Origin of the sequence: Nostoc sp. (genome assembly GCF_036916985.1) — a bacterium.
GTDB lineage: Bacteria > Cyanobacteriota > Cyanobacteriia > Cyanobacteriales > Nostocaceae > Nostoc.
Genome location: NZ_JBALFD010000060.1, coordinates 1 through 20,184, shown reverse-complemented (window position 1 = coordinate 20,184; position 20,184 = coordinate 1). Strand labels below are relative to the sequence as shown.

At 40.6% G+C, this 20,184-nt stretch carries 20 protein-coding genes; 11 read left to right on the top strand and 9 right to left on the bottom strand.

The window, feature by feature from the left end:
• Positions 1–311: 311 nt before the first annotated feature.
• Positions 312–1,907, top strand: a complete 1,596-nt coding sequence (locus V7L07_RS19770; RefSeq protein ID WP_335060656.1) for a PAS domain-containing sensor histidine kinase — start codon at positions 312–314, stop codon at positions 1,905–1,907.
• A 250-nt stretch (positions 1,908–2,157) separates the two neighbouring features.
• Here the strand turns inward: V7L07_RS19770 and V7L07_RS19765 are convergent, their stop codons facing one another.
• Together V7L07_RS19765 and V7L07_RS19760 are read right to left on the bottom strand one after the other, a co-directional pair.
• Complete coding sequence (locus V7L07_RS19765; protein ID WP_335060655.1) at positions 2,158–3,780, bottom strand: PRC-barrel domain-containing protein; 1,623 nt, start codon at positions 3,778–3,780, stop codon at positions 2,158–2,160.
• Positions 3,781–3,993 carry a hypothetical protein gene (locus V7L07_RS19760; RefSeq protein ID WP_335060654.1) on the bottom strand — a complete coding sequence of 71 codons (213 nt, stop codon included), beginning with the start codon at positions 3,991–3,993 and terminating at the stop codon, positions 3,781–3,783.
• 403 nt (positions 3,994–4,396) lie between these two features.
• Between V7L07_RS19760 and V7L07_RS19755 the strand changes: the two genes are divergently transcribed.
• The 4 genes from V7L07_RS19755 to V7L07_RS19740 all read left to right on the top strand — a co-directional run bounded on the left by V7L07_RS19755 (position 4,397) and on the right by V7L07_RS19740 (position 8,565).
• On the top strand, positions 4,397–4,837 hold the full coding sequence (locus tag V7L07_RS19755; RefSeq protein WP_335060653.1) for a GNAT family N-acetyltransferase: 441 nt from the start codon (positions 4,397–4,399) through the stop codon (positions 4,835–4,837).
• A 379-nt stretch (positions 4,838–5,216) separates the two neighbouring features.
• Positions 5,217–5,816 carry a cytochrome b/b6 domain-containing protein gene (locus tag V7L07_RS19750; protein WP_335060652.1) on the top strand — a complete coding sequence of 200 codons (600 nt, stop codon included), beginning with the start codon at positions 5,217–5,219 and terminating at the stop codon, positions 5,814–5,816.
• Between the two features lie 85 nt (positions 5,817–5,901).
• Entirely contained in the window at positions 5,902–7,335 is a 1,434-nt protein-coding gene (locus V7L07_RS19745; protein ID WP_335060651.1) for a bifunctional orotidine-5'-phosphate decarboxylase/orotate phosphoribosyltransferase, read from the top strand.
• A gap of 132 nt (positions 7,336–7,467) precedes the next feature.
• Entirely contained in the window at positions 7,468–8,565 is a 1,098-nt protein-coding gene (locus tag V7L07_RS19740) for an AI-2E family transporter (RefSeq protein ID WP_335060650.1), read from the top strand.
• A gap of 196 nt (positions 8,566–8,761) precedes the next feature.
• On the opposite strand, the gene V7L07_RS19735 is transcribed toward V7L07_RS19740, so the two are convergent.
• Both V7L07_RS19735 and V7L07_RS19730 read right to left on the bottom strand, forming a co-directional pair.
• Positions 8,762–11,218 (bottom strand): ATP-dependent Clp protease ATP-binding subunit, encoded by a 2,457-nt coding sequence (locus tag V7L07_RS19735; RefSeq protein WP_335060649.1) that lies wholly within the window; start codon positions 11,216–11,218, stop codon positions 8,762–8,764.
• On the bottom strand, positions 11,211–11,477 hold the full coding sequence (locus V7L07_RS19730; protein ID WP_335060648.1) for a hypothetical protein: 267 nt from the start codon (positions 11,475–11,477) through the stop codon (positions 11,211–11,213). The genes V7L07_RS19735 and V7L07_RS19730 overlap by 8 nt, the downstream gene beginning before the upstream one ends.
• Positions 11,478–11,556: 79 nt before the next feature.
• Here V7L07_RS19730 and V7L07_RS19725 point away from each other — a divergent pair, with 79 nt between their 5' ends.
• The gene (locus tag V7L07_RS19725; RefSeq protein ID WP_335060647.1) at positions 11,557–11,853 is read left to right on the top strand and encodes a DUF3288 family protein; all 297 of its coding nucleotides are present in this window, start codon (positions 11,557–11,559) and stop codon (positions 11,851–11,853) included.
• Positions 11,854–12,312: 459 nt separating this feature from the next.
• On the opposite strand, the gene V7L07_RS19720 is transcribed toward V7L07_RS19725, so the two are convergent.
• Positions 12,313–12,774 (bottom strand): hypothetical protein, encoded by a 462-nt coding sequence (locus tag V7L07_RS19720; RefSeq protein WP_335060646.1) that lies wholly within the window; start codon positions 12,772–12,774, stop codon positions 12,313–12,315.
• Between the two features lie 458 nt (positions 12,775–13,232).
• The gene (locus tag V7L07_RS19715) at positions 13,233–13,433 is read right to left on the bottom strand and encodes a hypothetical protein (protein WP_335060645.1); all 201 of its coding nucleotides are present in this window, start codon (positions 13,431–13,433) and stop codon (positions 13,233–13,235) included.
• A gap of 1,077 nt (positions 13,434–14,510) precedes the next feature.
• Between V7L07_RS19715 and V7L07_RS19710 the strand changes: the two genes are divergently transcribed.
• Genes V7L07_RS19710 through V7L07_RS19700 form a run of 3 tightly spaced genes read left to right on the top strand, consistent with a single transcriptional unit; the run spans position 14,511 to position 15,970 of the window.
• Positions 14,511–15,140 carry a hypothetical protein gene (locus V7L07_RS19710; protein ID WP_335060644.1) on the top strand — a complete coding sequence of 210 codons (630 nt, stop codon included), beginning with the start codon at positions 14,511–14,513 and terminating at the stop codon, positions 15,138–15,140.
• An 18-nt stretch (positions 15,141–15,158) separates the two neighbouring features.
• On the top strand, positions 15,159–15,359 hold the full coding sequence (locus V7L07_RS19705) for a hypothetical protein (RefSeq protein WP_335060643.1): 201 nt from the start codon (positions 15,159–15,161) through the stop codon (positions 15,357–15,359).
• A 53-nt stretch (positions 15,360–15,412) separates the two neighbouring features.
• A complete protein-coding gene (locus V7L07_RS19700; protein ID WP_335060642.1) occupies positions 15,413–15,970 on the top strand; it encodes a hypothetical protein in 558 nt (185 codons plus the stop codon).
• Here the strand turns inward: V7L07_RS19700 and V7L07_RS19695 are convergent.
• Positions 15,967–16,500: a hypothetical protein gene (locus tag V7L07_RS19695; protein WP_335060641.1), complete on the bottom strand. Its 534-nt coding sequence runs from the start codon at positions 16,498–16,500 to the stop codon at positions 15,967–15,969. The two genes, V7L07_RS19700 and V7L07_RS19695, sit on opposite strands and share 4 nt — an antisense overlap.
• 160 nt (positions 16,501–16,660) lie before the next feature.
• On the bottom strand, positions 16,661–17,260 hold the full coding sequence (locus V7L07_RS19690; RefSeq protein WP_335060640.1) for a DedA family protein: 600 nt from the start codon (positions 17,258–17,260) through the stop codon (positions 16,661–16,663).
• Positions 17,261–17,409: 149 nt separating this feature from the next.
• On the opposite strand from V7L07_RS19690, the gene V7L07_RS19685 reads away from it, so the two are divergent.
• Complete coding sequence (locus V7L07_RS19685) at positions 17,410–18,192, top strand: ABC transporter permease (RefSeq protein WP_335060639.1); 783 nt, start codon at positions 17,410–17,412, stop codon at positions 18,190–18,192.
• 271 nt (positions 18,193–18,463) lie between these two features.
• Entirely contained in the window at positions 18,464–19,204 is a 741-nt protein-coding gene (locus V7L07_RS19680; RefSeq protein WP_335060638.1) for a hypothetical protein, read from the top strand.
• Here the strand turns inward: V7L07_RS19680 and urtE are convergent.
• On the bottom strand, positions 19,167–19,865 hold the full coding sequence (gene urtE / locus V7L07_RS19675; RefSeq protein WP_335060637.1) for an urea ABC transporter ATP-binding subunit UrtE: 699 nt from the start codon (positions 19,863–19,865) through the stop codon (positions 19,167–19,169). The two genes, V7L07_RS19680 and urtE, sit on opposite strands and share 38 nt — an antisense overlap.
• Positions 19,866–20,184: the final 319 nt, after the last annotated feature.

The window sequence follows — 20,184 nt, the reverse complement described above, 5'->3', positions numbered from 1 at the left end:
ATTTCTGAATCACTCGTAGAGGTAAGTAAGGGACTGGGGATAAGGGGTAATGGGGATTGGGGATTGGGAAGAAGGAATAAAGGTGTACTGAGTTTTGTTCAAAAATCAAATATGAGTCCTATATCTTAGAATGTAGATGCACACAATAGAGCGATCTTTTTCTCAAAAATCGCCAATTGCGATCGCAACAGAGGTTACACTCATCTGTTTACTTTTTTTATTCCATCCAAATTTATGATCTGGGCGATATATCTCTGACCAAAATCACAGCCCAATAAATCATAACTGGATCGTCAGGGTGCTAAGACAGCGTGGAGAGAGAGCTACAAGATATCTTCCTCATCGTACCAGCAGCTATGCATATCGAAGAACCCGATACCTATGAACCGGAAATTCCATTTTCAGTACCAGATTCTCAGAGTTTCCCCGAAACAAAAGACTTATCTCAAGAAAATTTAGATTCTTGTCAATCCTCACAAGTTGCCTTACAAATGGCATTAATCGCCAGTGGCTTGGGGTTATGGGATTGGGATTTAGTTACTGATAAAACTTATTACGATCCCCAATGGAAAAGCATTCTGGGATATCAAGTAGAGGAAATCGACAACGATTATCAATCCTTTGAGCAACTTGTACATCCGCAAGATTTACCGAGAATTCGCCAAGTATTGCACGATTATCTCCAAGGATACACACCTGTGTTTGAAGTCGAATTGCGAATGTTGACTAAATCTGGGGAATGGAAGTGGATTCTGACTTGTGGCAAAGTATTTCAGTGGGATGAATTCGGTAAACCGATGCGGATGGCGGGGACGCACAAGGATATTACTCAGGATAAGGCGATGTCTACGACGGGCTGCGCCTACGCTACTCAACAATACCAATTCTTTGAACAACTCCAAAGAGAGATTGTCCAGCGCCAGTCTCTCGAAGACCAAGTTAGGGAAAAATCACAGCACCTAGAAACTACCCTTGAAGAACTCAAGTATACCCAAAGTCAGTTATTGCAAAACCAGAAAATGGCTAATCTCGGTCAACTGGTGGCGGATATGGCTAACGAAATTAACAACCCCGTTAGCTTCATCTACGGCAATCTCCATCCCGCCAGCCAATACGCTGAAGACTTAATCAAAATCATAGAACTTTATCAACATCACTATCCCACACCTACCCCAGTCATTGCCCTACACCTGCAACGCCTCGATCTTGGTTTTGTGAAGACAGACTTTTTAAAATTGCTGTGGTCAATGCGAGCCGGATCTGAACGCGTCAAAGAAATTGTTTTTGCCTTGCAGAACTTTTCAACCTCTGACGAAGGTCAAATGAAAAAAGTTGACCTCCATCAAGGATTTGATAGTGTTCTCAGAATTTTGCAGCATCGTCTCAAAGAAAAGCCTGATAGAGCCGGGATTCAAGTAATTAAAACCTTTGGTGAATTACCTTTAATCGAGTGTTATCCAGGTGAACTAAATCAGGTATTTATGAACATCTTAACAAATGCCATTGATGCCTTAGAAGAAAGGATGAAGCATGATAATTCCTTTACTCCCAAAATTTTAATTCATACAGAAATTGTTAGCAGCCATTTATCATTGGTCAATAGTAATGAACATTGGATAAACAACAAGCAACAGGATAAAAAATACAAAGCTATAATTCGCATTTTTGACAATGGCAAAGGCATTCTACCCCATATCCAAAGACATATATTTGAACCATTTTTTACGACTAAGCCAGTAGGCAAAGGTCAAGGACTGGGGCTATCAATTAGTCGGCAAATTATAGTTGAAAAACATCAAGGTAAACTTAAGTGTAATTCTCAATTAGGTCAAGGCACAGAGTTAGTAATTGAAATTAATACAACAGCAAGACACTATGCCGCAATCAGAAAACACGCCAGTCTTTAGGCCAATACACTTGTAGAGACGGCGATTTATAAGAAGAATTCAGAACTCAGGAGTCAGAATTCAGTATGAATTCTGTACGACTGGGTAATAAATATTGGTTTAAAACCGTACTTCGTCCCGCTACGCGCTTTCGCCCCTTGTGGGCGAAACTAAGATTGAATTTTAAACAACAATTTTAAAACTCTATCCCTTCATGGGTAGAGTATTCTGAATTCTGAATTCTGACTCTTTTTTATCGCGTCTCAAAAACTTATTTCAACCCATTACCATGATGCGCCAAGGCTGCCGTTCCATATTCTGAAGCACGTAACTCCTTGTCAGAGATTTCTGGCTCCTTAGTATAAACCGAACTCAGTAAGATATTCAGAACTCCACTTTCTTCAGCTTGACTGACAGCGCGATGTGTAATCAATTCACCTACATTCAGAATCACGTTGTCTTCTGGGTCAAGAATAACACGGGTAACTGGACGACCTAGTGCTTGTTCAATCCGTTGCTTCTTGATTACCCGTGCGCTGCGTCCTTGCAACTTTTCTGCATTCGCTTTCAAGGCTTGCCAGAAAGTGTTGAGATTCTCTTGAGCAATGCTGGCCCCGTCGCGCAGTTGAACTTTGTTTTCTAACCATGTATCCCTTGCACTAGAACGGACTGCGGTTGCCAGAGTTAGACCGACAGCATTCAGCAATTCTGCTTTTTTACCGTAAACCTGGGCGCGATCGAGAAGGGATTCCGTCACAATCTGCCCAGATGCCGCAATAATTAAGCCATCGTCAGCACGCACTGTTTGCCCAACTCTCCGCCCTCTTGCCTGCTCGATCGCCATATCTGCCAGTGAGTCAATCGAACGACGCAGATGAGCGGTGCTGCTGTGAGTTACGCTGCCAATTCCATTGCTAAAAGATTCTGTTGCTGCTTGCAAATTGCGGCTGATGTTGGCAGTTAGGCTGCCACCTGTGGCTCTATAGAGTTCATCGAGGATACCCATGCGATCGGCCGCTTCGGCATCGACTAGCGTCACTTCCTGCCCCTCTAATAGCAGTACATTCCCGTCTGGAGTCAGCACATCCCGCTCAACATACTTGCCAATCACATATACCTTTTGTTCGGCAGGATCAACCAAATTGTTTGTCAGGGAAGCAGTTGCATCTCGATTGAAATCTTGCAGTTTGCTGCTAGTAGCATCAGTTACAGCTTGCAATTGCTCACCTGCATTCTGGCTTGCTTCTTGTAGTCCGCGATTTACGCTCTCTACCGAGCTTTGCAGCTGCCCATTCACAGTTTGCACTGCTGTTTGCAGTCTGCGGTTAGTAGTATCAGCCGAGTCCTGCAATCTATCTCCAGTTGCTTGAACTGCTCCTCGGATACCACCGACCTGTTCTTCCATCATTTGAGCAGTTTGTGGAGGTACAAAGGCAACATCATCACCAATTTTCAGGGTTTCGGCAGCAGGAACAAACGATCGCCCTGAGTAAGCATCGGCAAATACACCGCCAGAAACTTCGTATCCTTCCACCAATCCACTATGCTCATCAAAGAACAAATCGACCAATATACCAAGGTCGAGTCCTTCGGTAGTCAGAATTCTCTTTTTTCTCAGCACAATACCCTGGTGCAGAATCTCTTTAATTACAGGGATACGATGTGCCTTAACAATAGATGCTTTGGAGTTAACTACGATCGCATCTAACCCAATTGCTTGCACCTCTTCGAAAGGAATCACTTTTGCATCTCGAAACAGTCCTTTTTCTGCAACGAGAAAACCCAAAAGTTGATTGCGTTTCTGATCAAAAATTAAATCTATAATTCGGACAACTTTCTCGCCTGTGTCGTAGGTGACGACAACTTTATCTATAACATCACTACCTTTACGCATTTATCTATCCCTCCTATATTGATTTTCTTGTTCAATCACTTGTTCGTTGGTTGCCTGACCTTTAAGTTGAAAATATCGTCCCTCTTTACCAAAACCGGGAACTATATCAATCATGCCAAAGTATTCGAGTAATACCCCAAATATAGCAACAAGAATGATTAAAACACTTATATTTGCTCCAGTATTAGAGCGTTTTCCTATGAGTCTAGGCATTGTATTTCATTATTTATTGTTGTTTTTTCTTATTGTAAACATTGCTAGAAATGTTGTACAAGAAATTTATATCATTAAATTTAGTTAATATGTTTATTTATTGTTATATACATTACTTTAGATACTCTTGTGGAATCAAAAGATCCAAAGGGTATCTTTCCAAAGATAGATTTTTTAGTTAGTTATTATCAATTTCTTATATCTATTCTTGGAAAGAAATATTTTTATTAGCCTCAATACCATTGAATAACTTAAAAGATAATGTCATTATTCCGTTCGGGATTCGTCTCGCCAAGTTATACTGAGCGCATCTCAAAGTTAGGGTTAGGGTAGTACAAACATCACAGTAAGTAATGTTCACCTTTAACCTAATCAATGAGAGTAATGCACGCGCTATCTTAAGTTGGCGATACGAGCCACCTATGATTTATATAACTACTCAGAGCCAGAAGCTAATCTACTACAACATATTCTGCACCCCCAGAATACCTTCTACAGTGTTGTGGATGAGAATGGCGAGTTGGTAGCTTACTGTTCTTTTGGACAAGATGGACAGGTCGCTGGTGGTGATTACCATGAGCAGGCGTTGGATATTGGTATGGGGATTCGCCCTGACTTGACCGGACGAGGAAAGGGCGCTGAGTATGCCAATGCGATGTTGGAATTTGCAGACAGTTTATTTCAGCCAAAAGCTTTTCGAGTGACGATCGCAGCATTCAACAAGCGTGCGATACGGGTATGGCAGAAATTGGGATTCAAGCATCAGCGATCATTTGAGCGAGAAAGTGATGGAATGCAATTTATCGTGTTGTTACAAGCAGACTACTGTAACAGCAATCGGTAAACGACGTTAGCCACGCTTAAATTGAGAGTTCAATAAAACAGCAGTGAATATCTTTACCAGAATACTGAATCATAAAATGGGAAAATAAGGGTGAGCAATACCACCCTCGAATTTGCAGAGCTATTTACCCAAGACAGATACTTGTGTCCGGTTAAGTAAGTAGGCACAATTAAACCGAACTACATAAACTTATGTAAAGCATCGGAAAAACTTTGAATATAAGCTTTTAAGCGATTTATATTTCTTAATCTAGTTGTGTTTTTTAACGCCCACCTACTTAGAACAAATAATTAAAGTCTCTCTTAGCTATGCCCAATTTCCATTGCCCCGTACCCAATTTTTAGGACAGATAAGCAGCGAATTTTTTCAGTCAAAATTTATGACTTCTACCGTTCCCTCTCAAACTCGAAAGCCACCCACTCAAGCAATAGGAGCCAAAATTTTCCACTGGTGTAACATCATTAGTCTGTTTATCATGCTCACCAGTGGACTACAAATTTACAACGCTAACCCTGTTTTTGGTGGACGTGCAGGTTTGCACATTCCTCAGATATTTACTTTAGGAGGTTGGTTGGCAGGAGGTAGACACTGGCATTTTGCAGCTATGTGGCTATTTTCGTTAAATCTGTTGTGGTATGGAATTTACGTTTTAATTACCCGACGCTGGCGACATCGCTTTCTAGGTGCTAATGACTTCAAAGCATTACAAAAAACTCAAAATTCCCAGCGTCTAATTTATGCTTGGCATCGGATTGCTTATACAGCAATTATTCCTATCTTGCTGCTGGCATTATTTACAGGAATAGGAATGTATAAGCCTGCTCAATTTCCCTGGATTGTGGATCTGTTTGGCAGTTGGCAAGCATTACGAATCGTTCACTTTGCCTCAGTGCCAATGGTTATCTTATTTACAGTGATTCACTATCAATTAGGGCAGAAAGCTGGAGGAACTCAACTAACAGAATCAATGTTTGAGTAAACCAACTATGGTAATGGAAATAGAGAGATACAACAAGCAAAGACAAATGACCAATGAAAAATCACCAATGACTCTTTAAAAAAATATGAACTTTTTTGATAAATTGAATCGTAATATCTTACAAAATCAAAGCTTGCTGTTTGTAGGACTCGATCCAAATCCAGAGATGATGCCTACGCGTTATGAATCTGAAGAACTCATTGCTGGTTTGGAGAAGTGGTTACAGTTCATTATTGCGGAAACTGCTGATTTTGTTTGTGCCTATAAACCAACACTTGGCTTTTATGAAGCGTTAGGTATTCCCGGTTTAGAACTGCTGTACAAAACTTTAGCAGCTATTCCAGCCCACATCCCTGTTATTTTAGATGCCAAACACAGTGACTTAAATACTAGTACCATTTTTGCCCGAACTGTGTTTACCGAATGGCAGGTAGATGCAATCACTCTTAGTCCCTATACAGGACAAGATCATGTCGCACCTTTTTTGGTCTATCCTGATAAAGCGGTGTTTATTTTATGCTGTACTTCAAATCCAGGTGCAGAAGCTTTACAGCAATATCCTACAAAGGAATCACCCCTTTATTTACAGGTGGTAAAAGAATCAAAAACCTGGGGGACTCAAGAACAATTAGGTTTGGAAGTGGGAACTACAAATCCTGAAGTTTTAGCACTTATTCGAGCAGTTGCGCCAGAACGAATTATTATGGGGCGTAGCATCTGGGCAGAGGGTCAAAATCTGAAGCAAATTTTAGAAGCAGGTTTGAATGCTAACGGTGATGGTTTGCTGATTCCTGTTCCTCAAGATATGTTGGGAAACACACAATTATCTGAAGAAGTGCAGTCTTTACGCGCAGAAATTAATCAAATCAAAGCTGAAATTATTTATGAAAATTCTACATGTTCGGTGTGGTTTCCTGATGTTTGTTTGCTAAATCAGCACCCCCAACAGGATTTAATTTTACAACTTTATGATATTGACTGTATTATGTTTGGCAGCTTTGTTCAAGCCTCAGGAGCTATATTTCCTTATTACATCGACTTACGCAAAATTATTTCCAATCCCCAAGTTTTTAATCAAGTTCTCACAGCTTATGAGGATATTTTGAAAAATCTTAGTTTTGATAGGTTAGCAGGTATTCCCTACGGTTCTTTACCGACTGCGACTGGTTTAGCTTTGCGTCTTCATTGTCCAATGATTTTCCCGCGTAAAGAGGTGAAGGCACATGGAACTCGGAGAGTAATTGAGGGTAACTTTCATCCTGGTGAAACAGTTGTAGTGGTTGACGATATTCTCATCAGCGGCAAAAGCGTCATGGAAGGGGCAGGAAAGTTAGAATCAGCAGGATTAAAGGTTGATGATATTGTAGTATTTATCGACCATGAACAGGGGGTGAAAGATAGATTACAACAAAATGGTTATCGCAGTCATGCGGTTTTAACTATTTCAGAAATTACTAATACTTTGTATCAAGCAGGGCGAATAAATGAGGAGCAATTTTTAGCTTTTGCTGAAAGTTAGTAATTGGAATAATGGAGAGTAGGGAGTAGGGAGTAGGGAATGGGGAAGATTTTCTTGTCTACTTACTCTTGAGCATATTTAATTACTCGGTTAAATCTGGTAACTAGAATAATTTTGATTTTTAAATTAATTATGAACATTTCACTGAATCAACTACTGAGATGGTTAATTTTTACGCTGCTATTTCCTTTAGTGTTTCTCAATGGTTGGCTAGTATTTTTGCTGGTTAAAAATCTTCAACCTGTTGTCACAATTCTTGTCTTGGCTACTTTGCTTGCATTCATTTTAAACTATCCTGTTTCAATTCTCCAACGGGGTGGAGTTAAACGCGGCTATGCAGTAGCGTTAGTTTTTATATTGGCATTAGTAATTGTTATTGCTTTGGGTATAACTTTAGGGCCCATTGTTTTAGAGCAATTTAATGAAATGGTGAAAGTTTTTCCCCAATGGATTGATTCTAGCGAAGAAAAACTTCAGATTGTAAATGATTGGTTTTTTAGACACAAAATAAATGTTAATCTCAGTCAGCTATTAACACAGATAACTAACAAATTGCCTAATGAATTAGAGTTTGTTTCCGATAAACTCTTAAGCATTATTATAGATACTATTGATAGTATTTCTGAATCTTTAATCACAGTAGTGCTGACTTTTTATCTGTTGTTAGATGGGCCAAGAATTTGGCAAGGGATATTTAAGAAGTTACCAGGAAATTTTGCCCAGAAGGTAAGCCAGTCTATTCAGCAAAACTTTCAAAATTATTTAATTGGTCAGGTAACTTTGGCTTTGCTAATGGGTGTTTCAGTAACATTATTGTTTTTAGGTTTTCAAGTCCAGTTTGGTTTACTTTTTGGTTTGGCAGTTGGGGTTTTGAGCTTAATTCCCTTTGGTGATGTTGTCAGTTTGATTGTAATTACTTTCATAATCGCTACACACGACTTTTGGCTAGCAATAAAAGTTTTGGCGGTAGCTGTTGTCATTGATCAGTTAATCGATCAGGCGATCGCACCACGTTTATTAGGTAAATTTACTGGACTTAGACCAATATGGGTGTTAATTGCTTTGCTTGTCGGTACCAATGTTGGCGGAGTCTTGGGTTTACTAGTCGCCGTACCTGTATCTGGTTTTATCAAAGATGTCGTAGATGGTTTTTCTACATCTGGTAATTCTGGTAAAGTGGGTGAGGATGAAGCAGCATCAGAATTGTTGCCAGAGGAATCAATATTGTAATGAGTTACAACTGTGGGTAGGTGGGTATTGCCCACTCAAAAGGAACTGCATAAAAAGCCCCCAGCATTCCTACTGGGGGTGAGAACTAATACCATTTCACTTTATGTTTGTCGGAGATACCCCTGTTTATGCCTCTATTTATATAAGAGGCTAGGTATTTCTCAAATATTACAGCAAAAAGCGATCGGGTATAAAATTAGCCAGCATTTGCTAACAGTAACTCCCGTTTTTCTGATTTTTTAACTCTCACTTGAGAGTCGTCATCAACATCGATAAGGGCTGTGTCTCCGTCTGTAATTTCACCAGACAGCATTGCTTCAGCCAGAGAATCTTCAAGGAGGCGCATAATTGCCCGGCGTAATGGTCTAGCACCGTAGCTGGGGTTATAACCTTCTTGTACCACAAGCTCTTTGAAGCGATCGCTAACTTCTAGGATAATTCCCTTTTCTGTCAAGCGACTAGCAACATCGCGGAGCATAATTTCGGCGATTTGCTTAACTTCATTCTTGGAAAGCTGGGTGAAGACGATAATCTCGTCAAGACGGTTGAGGAACTCAGGACGGAAGTAAGCTTTCAATTCCTCATTTACCAAGGTGCGGATGCGGTTATAACTAGCGTCGGCTTGAGTGTCAAAGTCAAAGCCTAAACCACTACCACCTTTTTCAATCACCTTGGAACCGATGTTAGAAGTCAAAATGATCAGCGTGTTCTTGAAGTCTACTTTCCGACCTTTGGCATCAGTAAGATGACCGTCATCCAAGAGTTGCAGCAGCATATTGAATACATCGGGGTGCGCTTTTTCGATTTCGTCGAATAGCAGCACTGAGTAAGGTTTCCGCCGCACGGCTTCTGTAAGTTGTCCGCCTTCGTCGTATCCGACATAACCAGGAGGCGAACCAATTAGCTTGGCGACGGTGTGGCTTTCCATGTATTCGGACATATCTAGCCGAATCATCGAGTCTTCCGCACCGAAGAAGTAGGCGGCTAATGCCTTCGCCAATTCTGTTTTACCGACTCCAGTGGGACCAGAGAAGATAAAGCTGGCAATGGGACGATTGGGATTTTTTAACCCTACACGGGCGCGACGGATACCGCGAGATACAGCTGTGACTGCTTGCTCTTGTCCAATGATTCGCTGATGCAGAGTGTCTTCTAAGTGTAGAAGCAACTCTGACTCAGATTCAGTGAGTTTGTTAACTGGTACGCCAGTCCAAGAGGCAACGATTTGGGCGATATCTTCTTCGTCAACTACAGTCGAGTTGACGGGTTGCTCGCTTTGTGTAAAGGTTGCTTGCAGTTGTTCTGCGAGTTTCAACTCTTGGTCGCGCAGTTGTGTTGCTTTGTCAAAATCTTGGACTCTGACTGCTGCTTCTTTTTCTTTGGTAACGCCAGCGAGTTCACGCTTCAGTTCTTTATTAGGAGAACTTTGGGAGTTCCGCAGACGAACGCGAGAACCAGCTTCATCAATCAAGTCTATTGCCTTATCGGGCAAGAAGCGATCGCTAATATAGCGGTCTGATAATTCTGCTGCTGCAACCAGTGCCGCATCCAAAATTGTGACTTTGTGGTGTTGTTCATAAGCACCGCGCAAGCCGTAGAGAATTTGTACGGTTTCCTCTACCGAGGGTTCTCCGACCTTAATCGGTTGGAAACGACGCTCTAGGGCGGCATCACGCTCAATATGCTTCCGATACTCATCGAGGGTAGTTGCGCCGATGCACTGGAGTTCACCCCGTGCTAAGGCAGGTTTGAGGATGTTGGCTGCATCTAAGCCACCTTCTGTTCCACCAGCGCCAACCAAGGTGTGAATTTCGTCAATTACCAGGATGATATTGCCGACAGTGCGGACTTCTTCTACGACTTTTTTGATGCGTTCTTCAAAATCACCACGGAAGCGAGTTCCAGCTACCAATGACCCCATATCGAGGCTGATAACTTGCTTATTCTGTAAGGTTTCGGGAACATCCTGGTTGATGATCCTTTGAGCTAGACCTTCTGCGATCGCAGTTTTGCCAACTCCTGGTTCTCCAATCAATACTGGGTTATTCTTAGTCCGGCGACCAAGAATTTGGATCGCCCGCTCAATTTCCTTCTGGCGACCAACTACGGGGTCGAGTCTGCCTTCTTGGGCTAATTTGGTCAAATTTCTGCCGTACTCTTCCATCGTTAACGGTTGGGTGCGCTTTTGACTACCACTACTACCAGCGAAAGCTGGTGAATTTTCACCTAAACGGCGAACGATGGCACTGCGGACACTCTTGAAGTCAACCCCTAGATTTTGCAGTACTTTGGCGGCGACACCTTCACCAGCCTCAGTCAATCCTAAGAGTAAGTGTTCAGTGTTAATGTAATTCTGTCCTAGACTATGAGCTTCTTTAAACGATTGCTCGAAGAGGCTTTTCACCTTAGGAGTAAAAGGAATTTCTGGTGGTACAAAGCCAGAACCCCTACCAATAATTTTTTCTACCTCGCGACGTGCATCTTTGAGGGTAACGCCTAATTCGGCCAGCACTTTAGCAGCAACCCCAGTTCCTTCTCCCATCAAACCCAGGAGAATTTGTTCAGTTCCTACGAAATTGTGTCCCAGGCGACGTGCTTCCTCCTGAGCTAACATAATTACTCTAATGGCTTCGGAAGTGAAGTGTTCAAACATAATGGGTTATTGCTCCCTCGCTGCTTGGACTTTGGGTGAGATAAAATTCACCCTCATCTAAAGTTTTTTGTATTTTCTTAAGGACTAATGTAACTTTATTTAAAGTTAAGTGGCAGTGGTGAGAGCCGTAAGACATCAGGTGTACTTGCCGTCTACTAGGAGTGCTGAGTAGTGAGTGCTGAGTTAAGAGTAGAGATGCGATTAATCGCGTCTGTACAAGAGTGACAAAGTTGACAGTTAAGTTTTCGGTATTTGACAATTTTCTTTTGCCTGCCCTGTTTTCCACTGTCAGCTAAACTTAAAACTCAAGACTTAACACCAGACACTCAGGACTGACAATGACTGAAGCAACGGCCGGTAAAGATCAACAACATCCACTTTATAACCGCGATCGCCCCCTTATTGATATATTACTCGCTCAAGAGGCAACAGACTATAACTTAGCAGAATTGGCTAGACTGCGAATGCGTTATCAAGGGTTTCCAGGGGCGAGAGACATCCAAAAAGACCTAGATAAAGTCTTGCAACAGTGGGGTTTGACCGAAGCCGAGCTTTTTGAGAAAAGTCGTCAAATCCACGATTTGGGAGGAATTTACAAAAGTCGCGGTAAGAAAGATGAACAGGATTGGAATTAGGGGATTGGGGATGGTGGGGCCCCCTCTGGGGATAAGGGGTAATGGGGATTAGGGACTAGTACAACACAGCGCAAATAAACCACCCATTCCAAATCAATGAGACGCTTACACTGTATCCCTTTTTGCTGTATTCCTGCTATATTTCTTACTGAGGAACGCTGCACTAGATTCGGCGGTGTCTGGTACGGGCTAGAAGACTTATGGCTTGTCATCTAGATAGTGCGCTCCACCCAACCTACGTCTAATGCACAATTTTTTTGCTTGCCACGCCAGTAGAAAGGTATTGAAGAAAAATTCAGAAGCAGAGCCGAAGAAACTACGCCTCTGTTCAGAATCAAGACGCGACTCGAAAATACTCGCTATGGCTGCGCTATCCGGCAGTCATGCCTAATTCATTCTGTTAGCGGATAGCTAAGGTTTAGCCCATTCTGACTCCTGAATTCTATTCGATAAACTAAATTAACTGTTGGAAAATAAAATAGGTACATCGAGAATCTTCAACTGGATCAATAGTACGATCAACAGTGTATAAACTGTTGAGGAAATTAGACCTGTGAATAATTCTTTTTTGAAGTTATGCTCTTGAGGTTCTTTTTGAAAAATTTCCTGAGAACCGAATTGCATCAATAGAATTCCCACAATATTAGAGAGCCAGTATCCGATAATTGAAGCAGGTAGAAGTAATTTTGGTGAAAATAAGCTACATACATACCCAAAACCATAAGCTATTGGCAGATTAAATAGTAAGTCATTCCACCAACATAGTGGTGACAACAAATATCCCAGTACTATTAAAAATCCACCTCTGAGTTTTTTGAAAATATCTTTTTTGAACTCTTTTGGATTAGACTGTTGCACCTTCTCTAGCTCTGTGTCTTCTGTTACATTCAATTCTTGACTAACGTTTTGGACGCTTTCCATAAAAACCCACTATTCCTCTGATCTTAGTGTAGTTTAATATATAAACTAAATTAAAGTCTAGTATCAGGAGTTATAATATTTTCGATTTTTAATACTGAAAGCCTTACAATAGCAAAGTCTCAGCAAAATAATAAAAAGCAAAATTGAGGTTTAAATCAAATGCAACTTCAGAATATCTGATTTAAACCAGAGAAAATGTTTGAAAAGTCTTCTTATTGGTAGCCAAATATTCCATATCCCCCCAAATCCCTCTATAAATTGGGGGACTTTGATTCCGATTACACCCTATTTAGGAACGTGAATTCAATAAGATACAAAATATTCATCCTATCTCTAGCCTCCCTCTCCAATATATCGGCTACTGTGTATACACAAGTCGAGCCAGAGCAAGTTTCCAGGCAAGGAAGATGGATTTAAATTGTCTTAAACCATGAACAAGGGTAGGCATTCTAGCAGGTCTACCAGAGGTATAACCAGACCATCCACCAAACCCTTGCATTATCCAACCAAGTAGCCCAGGGCAAACAACCCCGTGGATAAGGATTTTGCAGTTTTTTAGTATCGCCTTCAACAGAAGATTGAATCCCAGATAAGCATTGCTGCTGTTCAAGCCAAAAGGTAAGCTGGGCAGAAAGTTGACACCAATGTGCATTGCTCATGCCCGTATGTTGCAACCAAAAGAGAACTGCTATAGAAACACGCAAAATCGTTTTGAATATCGCGGAAATCGTCGGTGAGAAAGCTATATTTTGCTTCCACTAAGGAAGTAACCGCCTACACTATGCGGAATACTTGGATGTTACCGTTTGCTAAGAGATGGAAGATACCCAACCCAAATTTTTCAATCTACTTGGGTCTGAGATTTTTTCTTTGGTTGCCATTCTCTAAAGAATACCTCCATATATAAGAGGAAGTGATGATTTATTTCAGTCAAAATGGCTTCGATGCTAATATTCAAGACTTCATTGGCTGATTTGATGGCGATTCGTTTGCCGCCTAAGTTGAGATATTTATGCTACCAATTGCTGCACATTTTAATACAGCACTGAGCGGTAGGCGATGCCCGATGTTGGGCTATGTCTACGCAAATAAACTATAAGTTTTTATACTATACTTACAAAATTGCTACAATTATGCTTGGTCTTTTTAGTTACTATTCATGGTGAGTCGTTTTTAACTAGTGTTCAGTTTATAAACTGTCACTCACTAGATCCCCGGTATTCTTGCAAAAGAGATATTCTTAGTTAGTGCAAGGAGTGATACCATTTCACCAGATGTTTGTCACAAGTTATCCCCGTAATACTCCCTCCTCAGGGAGCGTTGCAGATTTCAAATGTTGCATCAAACAAGTGAGTTGGTATAAGCTTTTACGAGAAAGCGCTTGAGTGAGCAAAACCTCAAGCGCTTTTTCGTGTATAAATAAAATAGTCTAACTCTCTGGACGCTGATACAGCCATTTTTAAATACACAGATACCAGGGAAGGAAACTACTAGTATAATATTTACTACAATACATGTTTCATAGCTTGAGTATCAGTACGATCGCATCTTAAATATCTCAAGTTTGCGCGTTCTATCAAAACCTACCATCTAATAAAGCTCCCGTCGCAGTTAGTTACGCCTTATATACAGATGTTAAAATAACTTGTTCCTGCTTCAGCGTCTTCTTTCCTCCAATGTCGTTAAACCCATATAACCCGACATTAATTGAGGCAAAATGATTATATATCTAGTATATGAAGCTTGAATATTACAAACAGTATTTACATTCCAAAACAGTCGGTCTTCGCTCTCAAGCCAAACAAAATCTTGAGTGGTTTATTGCTTCATTTGCTTCAATGACCGAGAAGCAACAGTGGACTCGCCAGTTCCTAGAAACTCAAAAATACGAATACGGGAATAAAATTAGCTACGAGCTTTATGAAGAGGTTGTGTTTCCTGTTCTTCTCAGGGGTTATCAAAACCATGATCCTTGGTCAGCTTTATGGCTTGCTCGTACAGTCCAAAATTTATACAAGGCAAAGCATCTCCACGAGCAGATTAGCTTCAGAACTGACTACGAGCTACTCAAAGAATGTTACTTACTTGATCGAAGTAATTCTGATGTGCATAAAGATTTGCTAAGTGTTCAGATTCGATGGTTTCAATATTGCATTCATGAATATCCAACTGGAATTCTGTATGGGGTCAACGGGGCAACAATAGACGAATGCCACGAAATTCTTTCAGAAATTGAGTTTATTAGAGAACTCGATGTTGAAAAGATTCATGAGAAATTTCTCAATGAGGTTCAATCAAAAGTGCTTGAATACCTCATTCGCCTTAAAAAATGCCAAATATCCAAAAACTTACACGAACACGAATGAAGGGCTTGATCTGAGAGGTTGTTTGAAAAGTCTAAATTATTACTTGCCCTGGCGACTAGAAGTCGTGGCTACACGAGACTTTACCTGCCTAGCCTGTGGAAACGCCAAGGGCGAACGCAGCTTTCTTTCGCCCTTCTCGTAGATGCGCCGCCATTGGAGACTTACGTTAAATTTATTTTGATAAATGCGATCGCTTCATCTGCTAAATACGTAATTTGATACCCAAAATGGGTATTACAAATAAGTACTTCAGATAAAATAGGTTTTCAAAGATGATTTTCAGCTTCAGAAATACTAGTGCGGTGTGTGCCGTATTTTTATTAGTCAGCGTTAGCAGTTTGCACGAGTCAGCCATCGCTACTATCGATAAGCAGTCCCAACTGATAGCGCAGCAGAGTAAAACCCAGCCACACCCGGTTTTTAAATCTATTCTGCCTAAATTAAAGCAAAAGACTCAAATTAAGATTTTATTACCGAAGTTTATTCCTGAGTCGGATGGGGAAAATCCAATTTACGCAATTATAGAAGCTGCTACAAAAAATAATTATGATATTCTATTGGGTTTTAGTCCCGACTGTAGTGGTGGAACTGCTTGCCGTTTGGGTGTGCTTTCGGCTGAAGCTGTAACCCGCAAAACACCCCGTTTGAATGGTAAACCTGTATCTCTAGCTAAGGGTATCACTGGCTATTTTGTAGATTTTGCTTGTGGTGCTAATTGCTCAGATGCTACCTTGACTTGGAGACAACAGGGTGTGCAATATGTTGTTGGGTTGAAAGCAGGCGATCGCACTTCTCTAATAAAAATGGCTAATTCTGCGATTAATCCCTAGCTAATATCAGAGTTAGATTGTACTTCCCAGCGAAACAACCGTGGCAATTGAGATACATCGATGGCGTAGTTAACAATCCACAGCACCAATTCAAAAATCAATAAATATCGTATCCAAAGCAACTCGCTTTGAGAATCCAAAATTGTCAAACCCTCATACAATTGCCAGAAGCGGTAAGGGAGATATATATAAGGAACCATTACCCACGCGACATTTTGCAACTGCCTAAGGGTTACTCTTTCTGAGATAATTTGCAACCCTAATACGATAAAATACCAACCAAGCACAGTTAACACAGTGCGATCGCCCCACCACACACCCCACAATAGCATAAACACTAGTGGCAGTAATCCTCCTAGCAGTTGCACTGAGCCAAACCATATTTTATACCAACCGGGAAATGGTAAAGGTAGAGTATAAGGCTTTGTATCTTTCCAGCCCCAGTTGATAACTACAATCAAAAGTGTGGCAATTAAGAAAAAGAGGAAATTTTCTAGGAACAGATAGAGATTGATGTTTGAGAAAATCATGACAGTATTATTAACTTCTGGGGGTTGTGTGTCATTCTCCCTAAGTAGTATTTTTCCAGACTAAAGACTTTGCCCTATACCCTACGCCATATTCTCTTTATGGGGCAATATGCTTAAGATCAGATAATTAATTTACCTTTCTAGAAGTACCAAGAGGACTTTAACCTTTATTTGCTCGACTTTCTTGAATTACATGGATAATCGATGGTAATAAAGAAATAACTATAATTAAGCCAATAATCGGTAACAAATACTTATCTACCTGTTCAGGTGGCAGAGATTTTCCTAAGAAAAACCCTAAAAAGGTGATGCCGAATGTCCACAAGAACCCGCCGATTAAGTTATAAGACATAAATGTTCGGTAATGCATCGCCCCAAGTCCAGCCACAATCGGCGCAAAAGTGCGAATAATCGGTGTAAACCTCGCTAATACTAGCGTTTTCTTGCCATGCTTCTCATAAAAATCCTGGGTTTTTACCAAGTGTTTTTTATGAAATAACCATGAATCTTCTTTCTGAAATAATTTTCTACCAAATCTATGTCCTGTAGCGTAGCCAACATTATCACCAAGGACTGCACAAACAAAAGCACCAAAAATCAGAACCCAAATGTTAAACCCTGATGTGGGAACAGATGCGAGAAATCCAGCCGTAAATAGCAAACTATCTCCTGGCAGAAAAAAACCAATTAGCAAGCCAGATTCGGCAAAGATAATCGCCCACACTCCAAAATAGCCAATTTTTGTAATTAGGTCTTGCATAAAATCTTTTACCGTTAAATATATAGGCCTAAAATATCTTAACGTTCAGCAATATTCCTGAATAAAAAGTAATATGAAATTTACGTAAAGTTATTTTGTAATCTGATAAATGTCATGACAGTTGGTAGATATGGGGTGAAGGGTGCAAAATGCCAAGATATTTGAAAGTACTAAGACTATTTTGGGCTACTGCGATCGCCGCAGAATTGGAATATCGAATTAATTTTTTTATAGCTACCCTCAGCAGCTTGGGAAATCTTGTCGGCAGCCTCTTTGGACTATTTTTGTTTTACCGGACAGGGTACACTTTTAGTGGCTGGACATGGGAAGCAGCTTTAGTGGTTTTAGGAATTTTTACCTTACTCCAAGGATTTTCTGCTACTTTTCTGTCGTCGAACTTAAATCGTATTGTCCGCCATGTGCAGGAAGGGACTTTAGACTTTATTTTATTAAAACCTATTCGCAGTCAGTTTTGGCTTTCCACTCACACCCTTTCACCTTGGGGACTGCCGGATCTAATTTTTGGTAGTATTATCATTGGCTATGCAGGTAAACGCCTTGGTGTAGGAATAGACGGCTATCTACTTGGTTTGTTGCCGTTATTGTTCAGCTTAGTGATTTTGTACAGCCTGTGGTTTATGCTAGGAGCAACAAGTATTTGGTTCGTAAAGATATACAACGCTACCGAAGTACTGCGTGGTTTGTTGGAAGCTGGGCGATATCCTATTGCTGCATATCCCACTGCTTACCGCTTTTTTTTCACCTTTGTGATGCCAGTAGCTTTTTTAACTACTGTACCAGCCGAAGTGCTGTTGGGTCGGAGTGAAATTAGCTGGTTGATAGGTGCGGCAATATTAGCAATGTTGTTGTTTTTTGCTTCTACTTGGTTTTGGCGGTTTGCGTTGCGGTTTTATACTAGTGCTTCTAGTTGAAAAATGGACTGGGGACTGGGAAAATTGTTCGGGGATTCAGACCACTACCCAAGTTTTTGTTCGCGCAGCATTCGCACCAGAAGAAAACTCTTTCCCTGTTCCCAGTCCCAAGTATTGAATCCCGAAGCGCCATTCCTCCCCGACAAGAGGCGCTGAAGTCGTCTTTTTCCTAGCGCGACCCGTTAAAATAATTCGTAATTAATCATAACACTCATAAGTAATTAAGCAGATATCATATAGTAATCCGATTTCAGCCTCGGTGAAATGTTCTATGGCATCTCAAATAGACGTAAATTTTTCTAATGGAGTTTTACAAAGCTTGCAAAATGTGAAAGATTTTGTAGGCGCAAGCGTTAACTCTCTAAGTAACTCAGCACAACAAGTTGGGGAGTCTTTGAAGGCAACAGCAACTACAACTACCGATAGAGCAATTAATACAGTTACAACAAGCTTAGAGCAAACTTGGCAAAATGCTGATAAATTTAAAAGTACAACATCGGGAGCAGTTAAAGATGTAATGGCGTCTTCTGTAAGTGATTGGCTAACACAACACCCGATATTTTTTAGGTTAGTTCAAATACTAGGTTGGACAACTAATCACCCAATTATTAGTATAGTGGTTTTGCTGTTTGCGATCGCTCTCATCTGGAGCATCATCAAAGCGATTGTCCGCTTGATTGAAACAGCTAGTTGGTCAATACTCCAAGTTCCGTTAAAATTGCTTCAGGCTTTGATTAAAGTTAGCTTTTTATCATTAGTTAAAGTTGGGAGTTTTACTTTTCAACAAATCACAGGTGCTAAACAAGCTGATAACATACCAGTTTTGCCACCTGAAAGTTTTCAACCAAATAAACAACAAAGATTGGTAGAAATTTCTCAGCGATTGGAAGCGATTCAAAAGGAACAGAATGAGCTTTTTCAAGAAGCCGCAGACTTGATTACTTCTGACACTATTGATATAGAAATATCAAAAATTAAACAGCTAAGAAGCGTTGAATCACATCTTGGCTGAGTTCATCTGTGGAACCAGAGGCGACAATACCACCTTTTTGCATAGCGTAATAGTAATCAGCCTGACGGACAAAGTGCAAATGTTGCTCTACCAATAAAACCGAAATGCCTGTGGTTTCGACGATGCGACGCACTGCGGCTTCAATTTCTAGGATGATGGAGGGTTGAATACCTTCGGTGGGTTCATCCAAGACGAGTAATTGAGGTTCTCCCATTAAAGCACGTGCGATCGCTAATTGTTGCTGCTGTCCCCCACTCAAATCACCACCCATCCGCGAAAGCATGGTCTTTAACACTGGGAATAAGCTAAAAACTTCTTCTGGAATTTCTGCTTTTTTTACTGGTTTCTTTCTAGCTTCCAACCCCAGCAGCAGATTTTCTTTGACTGTCAAACGGGGGATAATTTCTCGTCCTTGGGGAACATAACCAATTCCTAACTTTGCCCTTTGGTCGGGAGATTTAGAGTTGATTAATTCTTCAGCTAAGTTAATAGTACCACTGCGGGGTTTGAGTAAACCCATGATGGTTTTGAGTAGGGTTGTTTTACCTACACCATTGCGTCCGATTAGGCAGACCATTTGCCCGGATGGTACACTTAAATCGACATTGCGGAGAATGTGGCTTTCGCCGTAGTAAACGTTAAGGTTAGAGATTTTTAGCATTATAGATTACGTAGATATTAAACTTTAACGCAGAGGCACAGAGAGAAAGATAGAGTTTTGATATTTTTCTATCAAGATGGAGTTATCCGATGGGTTTCATAATTAAAGGCTAGACCGCTATTTATTCATGCTCACCTAAATGCATAATCATTAAAAAATATTGATGAAAATGTTTTACTTTACAACGAAAATAACATCTGTTAAAGCACTGAATGTTTGTGGTTTAAGTAGCTAGGCACAATTAAATATAAGACGCTCAAGGGCATATTCACCCTTTACGCTTCTGGCTTCCATGCCATCAATAATTGCCATAGCCAAA